The sequence below is a fragment of the Cellulomonas jepli genome, from assembly GCF_047229345.1.
GTDB lineage: Bacteria > Actinomycetota > Actinomycetes > Actinomycetales > Cellulomonadaceae > Cellulomonas_A.
This window is the reverse complement of the sequence record NZ_JBFTER010000011.1, coordinates 60,443-73,234: the sequence shown is the minus strand read 5'-3', so window position 1 is coordinate 73,234 and position 12,792 is coordinate 60,443. Positions and strand designations below refer to the sequence as shown.

Sequence of the window (12,792 nt, the reverse complement as noted above, 5' to 3'; positions counted from 1 at the left end):
GCTGCGGGGTGCGCCGGGCCGGGGCCCGCGTCGTCGACCCGGCCGCTGCGGCGCTGCCCGATCCGCGGCCGGCTGTCCGGGCCCCGCCGTTGGACGTCACGGCGCGCAGCACCGCGTCGAGCACCCGCCCCCACGTCCGTCCGCGCACGGGGGAACCCTAGCGGCCGGCCGCGGCGCGGCACGGGGCCGCACGTAACGCGCCGGACGCACGGCGCCGTTAGGGTCCGGATCATGGCGGACGTGTTCGACGACTACCCGCCCGGGGCTGCCTGGGACGAGATGCTCGACGGCGTGGGCGGGGTGCGGCCGGCGTACGAGCACGTGCACTCGTCGCTGGCCCAGCTCTCCGCCGCCGAGCTGCGCGCCCGCGCCGACACCCTCGCGCGGTCGTACCTCGCGCAGGGCGTCACGTTCGACTTCGCGGGCGAGGAGCGGCCCTTCCCCCTCGACGTCACACCGCGCGTGCTGACCGGGGCCGAGTGGGACCATGTCGCGCCGGGCGTCGCGCAGCGCGTCCGGGCGCTCGAGGCGTTCCTCGCGGACGTGTACGGCCCGCAGAAGGCCGTCGCCGACGGCGTCGTGCCGCGTGGCCTCGTCGTCTCCTCGACGCACTTCCACCGCGCCGCCCGGGGCGTCCAGCCGCCCAACGGGGTGCGCGTGCACGTCTCGGGGATCGACCTCGTGCGCGACGAGGTGGGCGGCTTCCGGGTGCTCGAGGACAACGTGCGCGTGCCGAGCGGCGTGAGCTACGTGCTCTCGAACCGCCGCGCCATGGCCCAGACGTTCCCCGAGCTGTTCGCCGCGCTGCGCATCCGCCCGGTGCAGGACTACCCGCGGCGCCTGCTCGCCGCGCTCACCGCCGCGGCGCCGCACGGCGTCGACGACCCGACCGTCGTCGTGCTGACCCCGGGCGTCTACAACAGCGCGTACTTCGAGCACTCGTTGCTCGCCCGGTCGATGGGCGTCGAGCTCGTCGAGGGCCGCGACCTGTTCTGCGCGGGCGGGCGCGTGTGGATGCGCACGACGCAGGGGCGCCGGCGCGTCGACGTCATCTACCGCCGCGTCGACGACGAGTACCTCGACCCGGTCGCGTTCCGGTCCGACTCGCTGCTGGGCAGCCCGGGCCTCATGACGTGCGCGCGGGCCGGCACGGTCACGATCGCGAACGCGGTCGGCAACGGCGTCGCCGACGACAAGCTGGTCTACACCTACGTCCCCGACCTCATCCGCTACTACCTCGGTGAGGAGCCCGTGCTGGCGAACGTCGACACCTGGCGGCTCGAGGACCCCGGCGCGCTCGAGGAGGTGCTCGACCGCCTCGACGAGCTCGTGGTGAAGCCGGTCGACGGCTCGGGCGGCAAGGGGCTCGTGGTCGGGCCGAGCGCGTCTCGCGCGGAGCTCGCGGCGCTGCGCGACCGGCTCCTGGCGGACCCGCGGGGGTGGATCGCGCAACCGGTCGTGCAGCTCTCGACGGTCCCGACGCTCATCGAGGACCGGCTCCGGCCACGGCACGTCGACCTGCGCCCGTTCGCGGTCAACGACGGCGACTCCGTGTGGGTGCTCCCCGGCGGCCTGACGCGCGTCGCGCTCCCCGAGGGGCAGCTCGTGGTCAACAGCTCGCAGGGCGGCGGCTCGAAGGACACGTGGGTGCTGGGCGGCGCGCTGCCGCGGCGCGCTCAGGCGACGGGCGACACGGCGCCGCAGACCGTGCCGGCGTCGGCGTCGGTGCCGATCGACGCGAACCCGCACGACCTGCGCGCGCAGGTCATGCAGCAGCAGCAGGTGCAGGACGGGGTGGGCACGTGCTGAGCCGCATCGCGGAGTCCCTGTTCTGGATCGGCCGGTACATCGAGCGCGCGGACGACACCGCCCGGCTGCTCGACGTGCACGTGCAGAGCCTGCTCGAGGACCCGTGGGCCGAGGAGGACCTCGCGTGCCGCTCGCTGCTCTCGGTGATGGACCGCCCCGCGCCCCCGGCGGGGGTCGCGGTCGGCCGGGAGAGCGTGCTCGACATCCTCGCCTACGACCGCCGGGCCCCGAGCGCGATCGCGGGGTCGCTCGTCGCGGCGCGGGAGAACGCCCGGCGCGCGCGCGAGATCATCTCGACGGACCTGTGGGAGTGCCTCAACACGACGTGGAACCAGCTCCCGTCGCACATGCGCCCCGCGCGGCCGCACGACTACTTCACGTGGGTGCGCGAGCGGGCCGCGGTCGTCGCGGGGCTCATGGACTCGGTCACGTCGCGCGACGAAACCTGGCAGTTCATGGTCCTCGGGCGCTCGATCGAGCGCGTCGACATGACCGCGCGGCTGCTCACGACGCGCGCGCTCGTCGGGGCGACCGGGCCGAGCTGGCAGACGCTGCTGCGCTCGTGCGGTGCGCACGAGGCGTACCTGCGCACCTACCGCGGCATCGCGTCCGACGAGCGCGCCGCCGGCTTCCTCCTGCTGGACCGGCTGTTCCCGCGCTCGCTCGTGTTCGCCCTCGGGCAGGCCGAGTCGTGCCTCACGGCGCTCGAGCCGGTCACGACCCGCTCGAGCGTCGACGACGCGCTGCGCCACCTCGGCCACGCACGCGCGAGCCTCGAGTACCGCCCGCTCATGGAGGTGCTCGACGGGCTGCCCGAGGAGATGGAGCGCGTGCAGCGCGCGTGCTCGGCGGCGAGCGACGCGATCCGTGCGCGCTACTTCCCGTCGGGGCACGTCACGAACTGGGTGGGGGAGGCGCTGTGAGCCGGCTGCACGTGGTCCACACGACGTCGTTCCGGTACGCGAGCCCGGTCACGGCGTCGTACAACGAGGCGCGGATGACCCCGCTGTCGCAGCCGGGCCAGTCCGTGCTCGAGACACGGCTCGAGGTCCAGCCGCACACGTGGATGTCCGAGCACCGCGACTACTGGGGTGCGCACGTGACGGTGTTCGAGGTGCTGACCCCGCACGAGTCGCTCGTGATCACGTCGGAGCACCGCGTCGAGATCGCCCCGCGGCGCGACGTGCGCTCGGAGACGACGTGGGACCACCTGCGCAGCCCTGAGCTGCGCGACCACCTCGCGGAGTTCCTCGCGGACACCCCGACGACGCAGGCGCCGCCCGAGGTCGCCGAGCTCGCGGCGCGCGTCGCCGAGGGCCTCGAGCCGTCGCAGGCCGCCGTGGCGGTGTGCGCGGCGCTGCGGGACGAGCTCGAGTACGTGCCCGGGGTCACCGCCGTGCACACCCCGGCGAGCGAGGCGTGGGCGGCGCGCACCGGCGTGTGCCAGGACATGGCGCACCTCGCCGCGGGAGCGCTGCGGAGCGTCGGGATCCCGGCGCGGTACGTCTCCGGCTACCTGCACCCCGTCGCCGACGCGATCGGCGAGACGGTCGTCGGCGAGTCGCACGCGTGGGTCGAGTGGTGGTCCGGCGAGTGGCACCCGTACGACCCGACGAACCGCACGGTCGCCGGCGAGCGGCACGTGGTGCTCGCGCGGGGGCGCTCGTACGACGACGTCCCGCCGCTGCGCGGCATCTACGCGGGCGCGGGGACGATCGACCTCGAGGTGCAGGTGCGCATCACGCAGGAGGCCTGACGCGCCCGGCGGTGCGGCCGCGACGAGGGTCGGGCCGCACCGCCGGGACGGTCAGAACGCCGTGTCGAGGACCGGGAACAGCGCGCTCTCGGCGACCGCGTGCCCGAACAGCCAGCCCTGGCCGTGCGTCCACCCGTGGCCGAGCGCGAGCGCCCACTGCTTCTCGGTCTCGATGCCCTCGACGACTCCGTGGCTCGACAGCGAGTCGACGAGCGCGGCCATCGCGGTGCTGATCCGGTCGCACGCCGCGCCGTCGCCGAGCCGCACCGTGAAGGAGCGGTCGAGCTTGAGGCCGCTCACCGGCGTCGACAGCACCGACGTGAGCGCCGAGAAGCCGGTGCCGAAGTCGTCGAGCATCAGCTCCACGCCGAGCGCGGCGAGCTGCTCGAGGTCCTCGCGCGTCTGCTCGGTCGCCTGCAGCACGCCGTTCTCGGTGATCTCGATGCCGAGCCGCGAGGCGGGCACGTCGTTCTCGCGCAGCACCTGCGCGACGAGCGGGGCGAGGCCCGCCTCCCGGTCGTCGGTCGCGGGGGTGCCGCGACCGAGCTGACGGGGCGAGACGTTGATGTACACCTTGCCGGGCAGCTCGGGGTGCCGGGCCAGGAACTCCACGGCCTCGCGCAGCACCCACCCGCCGATCCCGTTGATCAGGTCCGACTCCTCAGCGATCTGCACGAACTCCCCGGGCAGGAGTAGGCCCCGACGCGGGTGCATCCAGCGCACGAGGGCCTCGTACGCGACGGTCCGGCGGGTGTCGAGCTCGACGACCGGCTGGTAGTGCAGCAGGAACTGCCCCCGCTCGATCGCGGTCCGCAGCTCGGTCTCGACCGAGAGGCGGCGCAGCGCGTCACGGCGGTAGACGTCGTGGAAGACCTCCCAGCGCGAGCGCCCGGCGTCCTTGGCGACGTACAGCGCCGTGTCGGCGTCGCGCAGCACCTCCTCCGCGACCCCGGTCCCGTCGTTGACGGTCAGCCCGGCGCTCAGGCGCGGCACGACCTCGTGGCCGTCGATGTGCAGCGGGAGCTCGACGGCGGCGAGCAGCTCGTCGAGCAGCTCGCCGGCGTGCTCCGCGGAGTCGACGCCCTCGAGGACCACGACGAACTCGTCGCCGCCGATGCGGGCCACGGTGTCGCCCGCGCGCACCGCGCCGGTCATCCGCTCCGCGACGGCCTTGAGCATGCGGTCGCCCGCGTCGTGCCCGAGCGAGTCGTTGAGGCGCTTGAAGTGGTCGAGGTCGGCGAACGCGACGGCGACGAGGTTGCCCGTGCGCGCGTGCTGGGTCAGCGCGTGCGCGAGCCGGTCGAGCAGCAGGCTGCGGTTCGCGAGCCCGGTGAGGTGGTCGTACAGCGCGCGCCGCTCGAGCTGCTCCTGGGCGAGCCGCATCTCGGTGACGTCCTCGATCTGGTTGACGAAGTGCACCGGCGAGCCGTCGGCGTCGCGCACGACCGAGACCGTGAGCCGGGCCCACATCGTGTCGCCGCCGGGCGTCAGGTAGCGCTTGTCGATCTGGAACGAGTCGAGGCTGCCGTCGAGCAGGCGGGCACCGTGCGCGAGGTCCGTCTCGAGGTCCTCGGGGTGCGTGATGTCCTCGAACGACGCCCCCACGAGCTGCTCGCGGGTGCGCTCCAGGCTCTCGGTCAGCGCCCGGTTGACCTCGACGTAGCGGCCGTCGAGCGACACGATCGCCATGCCGATCGGCGCGTCCTCGAACGTGAGCCGGAAGGTCTCCTCGCTGTGCCGCAGCCGCTCCTGCGCGTGCTGCTCGCCGGTGACGTCCGTGAGCGTGACCATGCACCAGACCTCGTCCTCGACGGGTACGAACGGGATCGCCGTGGCGCGCAGCCACAGCGGGTGGGGGGAGCCTCGTCTGACCTTGATCGTGCTCGACGCGGGCTGGTTCGTGCGGCGGGCGAGCGCGACCGGCAGGTCGTCCGCCGGGAGCGGTGCCCCGTCGGGGCCGACCGCGTCGTAGACGAGCGACGCGAGGTCGAGCCCGAGCAGCTGCTCGCGGTCGAGCGTGAGGATCGTGCCCGCGGCCTCGTTGATGTCGACGACGACCCCGCGGGCGTCGCAGATGAGGACGCCTTCCTGGAGGGCGTCGACCATCGCGTCGGGCAGGCGGACGCCACCGAGCGACACGGGTCGCGGCGGGTTCGTGCCGAGCATGCTGCCTCCAGACAGGGTCGCCCCCTCATCGGCAGGCAGGCTCGCTGCTTGAGCAGATCCGAGCGTGTGCTGCTCCCCGGGCGCGTCGTCCGGTCCTGGCGCCGTGTTCGGCACGTCGTGCTCCCCTTCCCCCCGTGCGCCGTGCGACGACCTGGGTCGCGCGCGGCACACCCAGAATCATGACGCACGTGCGGCGCCCGCCTCGACGGACACACGTCCGGGACGGCGTCAGGGGACGAGCGGCTGAGCGAGCACCCGGTCCAGGGCGGCGGCGTCCCCGGCGACCGCGAGGTGCGGCCCCCCGGGCGTGCGCCGACCCCACAGCAGCAGCGCGAGCGACTCCGCCGACCCCGCCACCGCGACGCGCGCGGCGACCCCGCCGGGTCCGAGGCGCCACTCACGGCCCGCGTCGAGCGCCGTGAGGTCGACGGCGACGTCGAGCGCCGGCATGCGCCGCAGGCGGACCTGCCGCGGCTGCATCACGTGGACGACCTCGTCGACGGTGTCGGCCCACACCTCGGGTGCGGCCTCGACGCCGAGCCCGCCCGCGGTGCGCAGGTCCCACAGGTGCACGAGCGTCTCGTGGAGCTGGCGCCGGCGCCAGAACGACGCGGGTCCGGGACCCTCGAGCGTCCGGCCGGGCGCGTCGGGGCCCAGCGCGGCGAGCGTCGCGGCCACCTCGTGCGCGCACCGGGCGTAGTGCTCGTCGAGCGGCACCGACCCGCGCTCGAGCGGCTCCTCGTCGTGCCCGCGCGCCATCGCGGCGGCCCAGTGGTGGATCGCGGCGAGGTGGTCGACGAGCTCGGTCACGGTCCACCGGCCGCACGACGGCACGGGCGTGCCCGCCGGGACGAGGCCGATCGTGGCGTGGAGCTCGCGCTGCACGAGCTCGAGCAGCGCCAGATGGTCGAGGTCCGCGTCGGTCATGGGACCATGGTGGCGGGCCCGGTCGACCATCGGGGCCCGAACCCCGACCCCCGTCGAAGCCGGAGCGAACCCGAGTTGTCCCCGATCCCAGCCGCCGCGGGCATGCAGCGCATCCAGCCGGCGGCCACGCCGCCCGAGCTCCTGCGCAACTTCTGCATCATCGCGCACATCGACCACGGGAAGTCGACGCTCGCGGACCGCATGCTGCAGGCCACCGGCGTCGTCGACGCCCGGGCGATGCGCGCGCAGTACCTCGACCGCATGGACATCGAGCGCGAGCGCGGCATCACGATCAAGTCGCAGGCCGTGCGGATGCCGTGGGGCGTCGCGGACGCGTCCGGCGTGGTGCAGCCGTTCGCGCTCAACATGATCGACACCCCCGGGCACGTCGACTTCACGTACGAGGTCTCGCGCTCGCTCGCGGCGTGCGAGGGGGCCGTGCTGCTGGTCGACGCCGCGCAGGGCATCGAGGCGCAGACGCTCGCGAACCTGTACCTCGCGATGGAGAACGACCTCCAGGTCATCCCGGTGCTCAACAAGATCGACCTGCCGGCCGCGCAGCCCGAGAAGTACGCCGAGGAGCTCGCGAAGCTCATCGGCGGCGACCCCGAGGACTGCCTGCGGGTCTCGGGCAAGACCGGCCAGGGCGTCGAGGCGCTGCTCGACCGGATCGTCGAGCTCATCCCCGCGCCGACCGGTGACGCGGACGCCCCGGCGCGCGCGATGATCTTCGACTCGGTCTACGACACCTACCGCGGCGTCGTGACGTACGTCCGGGTCGTCGACGGCAACCTCAACCCGCGCGAGAAGATCGCGATGATGTCGACGCGCGCGACCCACGAGCTGCTCGAGATCGGCGTCATCTCGCCCGAGCCCGTCGTGACCAAGGGCCTCGGGGTCGGCGAGGTCGGCTACCTCATCACGGGCGTGAAGGACGTGCGCCAGTCCCGCGTCGGCGACACGGTGACGAACGCGAGCAAGCCCGCGACGCAGGACCTCGGCGGCTACCGCGACCCCAAGCCCATGGTGTTCTCGGGCCTGTACCCGCTCGACGGGACCGACTACCCGGTGCTGCGCGACGCGCTCGACCGCCTCAAGCTCAACGACGCGGCGCTGATCTACGAGCCCGAGACCTCGGTGGCCCTGGGCTTCGGGTTCCGCGTCGGCTTCCTCGGCCTCCTCCACCTCGAGATCGTGCGCGAGCGGCTCGAGCGCGAGTTCGACCTGGACCTCATCTCGACCGCGCCGAACGTCGTCTACGACGTGACCCTCGAGGACCGCACCGTCGTGACGGTCACGAACCCGAGCGAGTACCCGGGCGGGCGGATCATGGAGGTCCGCGAGCCGGTCGTGCGCGCGACGATCCTGGTCCCGAGCGAGTTCATCGGGGCCGTCATGGAGCTGTGCCAGACGCGGCGCGGGGACCTGCTCGGGATGGACTACCTGTCCGAGGAGCGCGTCGAGATGCGCTACACGCTCCCGCTCGCCGAGATCGTGTTCGACTTCTTCGACCAGCTCAAGTCGAAGACCCGCGGGTACGCGAGCCTCGACTACGAGCCCAGCGGTGAGCAGGCCGCCGACCTGGTGAAGGTCGACATCCTCCTGCAGGGCGAGCAGGTCGACGCGTTCAGCGCGATCGTGCACAAGGAGAAGGCCTACGCCTACGGCGTGATGATGGTCGGCAAGCTCAAGGACCTCATCCCGCGCCAGCAGTTCGAGGTGCCCATCCAGGCGGCGATCGGCGCCCGCGTGATCGCCCGCGAGACCATCCGCGCGATCCGCAAGGACGTCCTCGCGAAGTGCTACGGCGGCGACATCACCCGCAAGCGCAAGCTCCTCGAGAAGCAGAAGGAGGGCAAGAAGCGCATGAAGACGATCGGCCGGGTCGACGTGCCGCAGGAGGCCTTCATCGCGGCGCTGTCCTCGGAGGCCGCGGGCAGCAGCGTGAACAAGGACGCGAAGAAGAAGTGAGCCCGGCGCTGCCGGACGGCGACGCCGCACCCGACGACGGCGCGCTGCCCGCCCCGGTCCGCGACGGCGCCCACGACCGGGCGCTCGGGGTGTACCTGCACGTGCCGTTCTGCACCGTGCGGTGCGGGTACTGCGACTTCAACACGTACACCGCGACCGAGCTCGGCGGCGGTGCGAGCCAGGCGTCGTACGCGTCGACGGCGCTCGGCGAGATCGCGCTCGCGGCGCGGGTCCTGCGCGACGCGGACCTGCCTGCGCGGCCCGTCTCGACCGTGTTCGTGGGCGGCGGCACGCCGACGGTGCTGCCCGCGCGCGACCTGGTGCGGATGCTCGACGGGATCCGTGATGCCTGGGGGCTGACCTCGGACGCCGAGGTCACGACCGAGGCCAACCCCGACTCGGTGACGCCGGGGTCGCTCGCGGAGCTCGCCGCCGCGGGCTTCACGCGCGTGTCGTTCGGGATGCAGTCCGCCGTGCCGCACGTGCTCGCGACGCTCGAGCGCACGCACGACCCGCGGCGCATCCCCGACGTCGTGCGCTGGGCCCAGGACGCCGGGCTGCGCGTGTCGCTCGACCTCATCTACGGCACGCCGGGGGAGTCCCTCGACGACTGGCGGGCGAGCCTCGACGCCGTGCTGGCCACCGGCGTCGACCACGTCTCCGCGTACGCGCTGGTCGTCGAGACCGGGACGCGCATGGCCGTGCAGGTCCGCCGCGGGGAGCTCGCGCTGCCCACCGAGGACGACCTGGCCGCCAAGTACGAGCTCGCCGACGAGCTCCTGACCGCCGCGGGGCTCGGCTGGTACGAGGTCAGCAACTGGGCCCGCACGGACGCCGACCGCTGCCGGCACAACCTCGCGTACTGGCGCGGGGACGACTGGTGGGGTGTCGGGCCCGGTGCGCACAGCCACGTCGGCGGCGTGCGGTGGTGGAACGTCAAGCACCCGCGCGCGTACGCCGACCGCCTCGCGCGCGGCCTGAGCCCGGCTGCGGGGCGGGAGACCGTCGCCGACGACGCGGCGCAGCTCGAGCGCGTGATGCTGGGCGTGCGGCTCGCCGACGGGCTGGGGCTGGGGGCGCTGACCGACGCCGCGCGTGGCCGGGTCGCCGGGCTCGTCGCGGACGGGCTCGTCGACGGCCGGGCCGCGCTCGGCGCCGACGGGGAGCGCCGGGTGCTGCTCACCCAGCGCGGGCGGCTGCTCGCGGACGCCGTGGTCCGCACGCTCACGGACTGACGCCTTCGCCGCGGCGCCCAACGCGGGCCCGCGCTGCGGTCACGGTGCAGGACGCCGCCGGCAGGACGCCGCCGGTACGACGCCGCCGGTACGACGACGCCGCCGGTACGACGACGCCCCCGGTGCGTCGGGCGCACCGGGGGCGTGGTCGTGCTGGTGTCAGCTCACTTGATCAGGCGCAGCGTGACCGGGTACCGGTAGTACTGGCCCGAGCTCGCGGCGACCGCGGCGAGGATGCCGAAGACCAGAGCGGCGATGCCGGCGACGAACAGGATCGGGATCCCGATCAGGACCGCGCTGAGGACGATGCCGACGACGTACACGATGATCACGGTGATCGACCAGTTGAGCGCCTCCTTCGCCTGGTCCTCGACGAGCGCGCCGCGGCCCTTGAAGACGAGCCAGACGACGAGCGGCGCGACGAAGGAGAACAGGATCGCGCCGACGTGCGCCACGATCGCCCACGTGCGCTGGTCGGAGTCGCTCAGCGGCGCGCCGGCGCCCGGGGCGCCGTAGCCGGCGGGCGGGTAGCCGCCCTGCGGTGCGCCGTATCCGGCCGCGGGCGGGGGCGGGACGGCGCCCGGCTGGCCGTAGCCGGCCGCGGGCGGCGGCGGGACCGCGCCGGAGGGCTGCTGCGGGTTCTCGGGGTTCGTGGTCACTTGATCAGCTCCAGGGAGACGGGGTAGCGGTAGGCCTGGCCGCGCTGCACGGCGAGGTAGCCCTGGATCGAGAAGATGATCGAGACGACCCAGAGGGCGAACTGGGCGAGCTGCGTGAGTGCCCACAGCGGGTCCAGGATGCCGCCGAGGATGCCGATCGCGATGCTCGCGAGCAGCAGCGTGATCTGGAAGTTGACGGCCTTCTTGCCCTCCTGGTCCACGAACGCGCTGCGCGCCCGGAAGACCAGCCAGATGATGAGGCCCGGGATGATCCACAGGATCCCGCCGAGGTGGGCCAGGCCGGCCCACTGACGGGTCTCCGCGTCGGTGAGGGGGGCGGCGGTGTGCCCCGCGGGCGGGTGGTCACTCATGTCGAGCCTTTCGCGTCAGGGGTTTCGGCGCGGCGGACGCGCCGATGCGCCGCACACTAGTCGTCCGGGGTGCGGTGCTGGGACAAACCCGGGAAAATCCGCCCACCACGCCCCGGTCGGGCGCGGCCGGACGGGTGCCGGGACCGTCGTGCAGCCAGGATGGTGCCGCACCCGACCCGAGGAGAACGATGAGCGACCCCATGCCGGACAGGGGCGTCGAGGACGCCTACGGATACGCCGCCCGCAAGGTCCGCGACCACGCCGGGCCGTTCCTCCTGGCCGCGCTGGTGGCGACCGTGGCTGCGGCCCTGCTCCAGCTGCTCGTGACGCTCGCGGTCGGCCGGGGCGTCGCGCGGTTCGTCGACGCCGTCGCGGGCGAGGACGCGTCCGCGCTCCGGGTGCTCGGCGTCGCGGGCTTCGCGGGCCTCGTGCTGCTGCTCGCGGTGACCGGGATGCTGCTCGCGGGGCTCGTGCAGGCTGTGCTCACGCGGGGCGCGCTCGCGGTGACGGAGGGCCGGGGGCCGACCGCGCGCACGTTCACCCACGGCGGGCGGACCGGCCCGGTGCTCCTCGCGGCCCTGCTCGTCGCGGCGCTCGCGGGGCTCGGCACGCTGCTGTGCTACCTGCCCGTGCTCGCCGTCGTGCTCTACGCGCAGTTCACGCTGCTCTTCGTGCTCGACACGGGCCTGGGGCCCGTCGAGGCGCTGCGGTCGAGCGCGACGCTCGTGCAGCGCAACCTCGGGGCGTGCGCGGGCTTCGCGGTCGTGGCGCTGCTCGCGTGCCTCGTCGGGGTGCTCGTGTGCGGCGTGGGCGTGGTGCTCGCCGCACCGCTCGTGGTGGTCGCGCAGACGCACCTCTTCCGGACTCTGCTGGGGCGCCCGGTCTCCCCGTGACGCTCGGCCGGCTCAGCCCGTCGTGACGAAGTCGATGAGCTCCTCGACGCGCCCGAGCAGCGACGGCTCCAGGTCCGCGTAGGAGCGCACGGAGCGCAGGATGCGCTGCCACGCCCGCGCGACGTCGGCCTGCTCGTCGGCGGGCCAGCCGAGCTCGCGCAGGATGCCGTGCTTCCACTCGGTGCCGCGCTCGATCGTCGGCCACGCGGTGAGGCCGATCCGCTCGGGACGCACGGCCTGCCAGACGTCGACGTAGGGGTGCCCCAGCACGAGCACCGTGCCGGCCGGGACCGTGCGCATCGCCGCGTCGGCGATCCGGCGCTCCTTCGAGCCGGGCACGAGGTGGTCGACGAGGACGCCGACGCGGCGCTCGCGCGTCGGGCCGAAGTCCGCGAGCGCGTCGGCCAGGTTGTCGACGCCGTCGAGCAGCTCGACGACGACGCCCTCGAGCCGCAGGTCGTCGCCCCACACCTTCTCGACGAGCTCGGCGTCGTGCTTGCCCTCGACCCAGATGCGGCTGCCGCGCGCGACGCGGGCCTTGGCGTGCGGGACCGCGACCGAGCCCGAGGCGGTGCGCGTCGGTGCGGCGGGCGCCGCGGGGCCCGCGGGCGCGCGCAGGTCGACGGGCTCGCCGTCGACCCAGAAGCCGGGGCCCAGCGGGAACGTGCGTGTCCTCCCGCGCCGGTCCTCGAGCACCACGACGTGCTGGCCGCCGGACTTCTCGACGCGCACGACGGCCCCGACCCAGCCGGTCATGACCTCCTCGACGACGAGGCCCGGCTCGGCGGCCTGCGGGCGTGAGGTGCGGGGGGCGCGGTGGTGCGAGGACGCCGGCCGGGTGCTCCCGAGGACGTCGTTCCCGTAGCGGTCGTGGGTCACCCGGGCAGCGTAGACGCGGGGTCCACGGACGGGCACGGCGTGCGCGTGCCACGGCGCGTCCGGGTGACGCTCCGCTGGGCCGTCCCGGTGGGTGACGGGCCGGTGCGTGACCAGGGAAAACACGTC

11 protein-coding genes are annotated in these 12,792 nt (G+C 74.0%); 6 read left to right on the top strand and 5 right to left on the bottom strand.

What is annotated here, in order from left to right; translation table 11 throughout:
• The first annotated feature begins 231 nt into the window (after nt 1-231).
• The 3 genes from AB6N24_RS04590 to AB6N24_RS04580 are packed head-to-tail and all read left to right on the top strand — an operon-like array spanning nt 232 to nt 3,565.
• Nucleotides 232-1,809, top strand: coding sequence for a circularly permuted type 2 ATP-grasp protein (locus AB6N24_RS04590; protein ID WP_412868244.1), 1,578 nt, complete (start codon nt 232-234; stop codon nt 1,807-1,809).
• On the top strand, nt 1,803-2,732 hold the full coding sequence (locus AB6N24_RS04585; protein ID WP_412868243.1) for an alpha-E domain-containing protein: 930 nt from the start codon (nt 1,803-1,805) through the stop codon (nt 2,730-2,732). The genes AB6N24_RS04590 and AB6N24_RS04585 overlap by 7 nt, the downstream gene beginning before the upstream one ends.
• On the top strand, nt 2,729-3,565 hold the full coding sequence (locus AB6N24_RS04580) for a transglutaminase family protein (RefSeq protein WP_412868242.1): 837 nt from the start codon (nt 2,729-2,731) through the stop codon (nt 3,563-3,565). The genes AB6N24_RS04585 and AB6N24_RS04580 overlap by 4 nt, the downstream gene beginning before the upstream one ends.
• A 51-nt stretch (nt 3,566-3,616) precedes the next feature.
• On the opposite strand, the gene AB6N24_RS04575 is transcribed toward AB6N24_RS04580, so the two are convergent.
• Together AB6N24_RS04575 and AB6N24_RS04570 are read right to left on the bottom strand one after the other, a co-directional pair.
• The gene (locus tag AB6N24_RS04575; protein WP_412868241.1) at nt 3,617-5,731 is read right to left on the bottom strand and encodes a putative bifunctional diguanylate cyclase/phosphodiesterase; all 2,115 of its coding nucleotides are present in this window, start codon (nt 5,729-5,731) and stop codon (nt 3,617-3,619) included.
• A 228-nt stretch (nt 5,732-5,959) separates the two neighbouring features.
• Complete coding sequence (locus AB6N24_RS04570; RefSeq protein ID WP_412868240.1) at nt 5,960-6,658, bottom strand: maleylpyruvate isomerase family mycothiol-dependent enzyme; 699 nt, start codon at nt 6,656-6,658, stop codon at nt 5,960-5,962.
• Between the two features lie 102 nt (nt 6,659-6,760).
• Between AB6N24_RS04570 and lepA the strand changes: the two genes are divergently transcribed.
• Nucleotides 6,761-8,629, top strand: coding sequence for a translation elongation factor 4 (lepA, locus tag AB6N24_RS04565; RefSeq protein WP_412868239.1), 1,869 nt, complete (start codon nt 6,761-6,763; stop codon nt 8,627-8,629).
• Nucleotides 8,626-9,864 (top strand): radical SAM family heme chaperone HemW, encoded by a 1,239-nt coding sequence (gene hemW / locus AB6N24_RS04560; protein ID WP_412868238.1) that lies wholly within the window; start codon nt 8,626-8,628, stop codon nt 9,862-9,864. Before lepA ends, hemW begins: the two co-directional genes overlap by 4 nt.
• Nucleotides 9,865-10,028: 164 nt before the next feature.
• Here the strand turns inward: hemW and AB6N24_RS04555 are convergent, their stop codons facing one another.
• Nucleotides 10,029-10,523: a DUF4870 domain-containing protein gene (locus tag AB6N24_RS04555; RefSeq protein ID WP_412868237.1), complete on the bottom strand. Its 495-nt coding sequence runs from the start codon at nt 10,521-10,523 to the stop codon at nt 10,029-10,031.
• Nucleotides 10,520-10,894, bottom strand: coding sequence for a DUF4870 domain-containing protein (locus AB6N24_RS04550; protein WP_412868236.1), 375 nt, complete (start codon nt 10,892-10,894; stop codon nt 10,520-10,522). The genes AB6N24_RS04555 and AB6N24_RS04550 overlap by 4 nt, the downstream gene beginning before the upstream one ends.
• Before the next feature lie 188 nt (nt 10,895-11,082).
• Between AB6N24_RS04550 and AB6N24_RS04545 the strand changes: the two genes are divergently transcribed.
• Nucleotides 11,083-11,787, top strand: a complete 705-nt coding sequence (locus AB6N24_RS04545) for a hypothetical protein (RefSeq protein ID WP_412868235.1) — start codon at nt 11,083-11,085, stop codon at nt 11,785-11,787.
• Nucleotides 11,788-11,799: 12 nt separating this feature from the next.
• Here AB6N24_RS04545 and AB6N24_RS04540 read toward each other — a convergent pair whose 3' ends face one another.
• Nucleotides 11,800-12,666, bottom strand: coding sequence for a DUF3097 domain-containing protein (locus AB6N24_RS04540; RefSeq protein ID WP_412868234.1), 867 nt, complete (start codon nt 12,664-12,666; stop codon nt 11,800-11,802).
• Nucleotides 12,667-12,792: the final 126 nt, after the last annotated feature.

Excerpts from the sequence above, each read along its gene's own strand:
- AB6N24_RS04575 (WP_412868241.1), bottom strand. The coding sequence starts at position 5,731 with ATGCTCGGCACGAACCCGCCGCGACCCGTGTCGCTCGGTGGCGTCCGC.
- AB6N24_RS04550 (WP_412868236.1), bottom strand. The coding sequence starts at position 10,894 with ATGAGTGACCACCCGCCCGCGGGGCACACCGCCGCCCCCCTCACCGAC.
- AB6N24_RS04590 (WP_412868244.1), top strand. The coding sequence starts at position 232 with ATGGCGGACGTGTTCGACGACTACCCGCCCGGGGCTGCCTGGGACGAG.
- AB6N24_RS04570 (WP_412868240.1), bottom strand. The coding sequence starts at position 6,658 with ATGACCGACGCGGACCTCGACCATCTGGCGCTGCTCGAGCTCGTGCAG.
- lepA (WP_412868239.1), top strand. The coding sequence starts at position 6,761 with ATGCAGCGCATCCAGCCGGCGGCCACGCCGCCCGAGCTCCTGCGCAAC.
- AB6N24_RS04545 (WP_412868235.1), top strand. The coding sequence starts at position 11,083 with ATGAGCGACCCCATGCCGGACAGGGGCGTCGAGGACGCCTACGGATAC.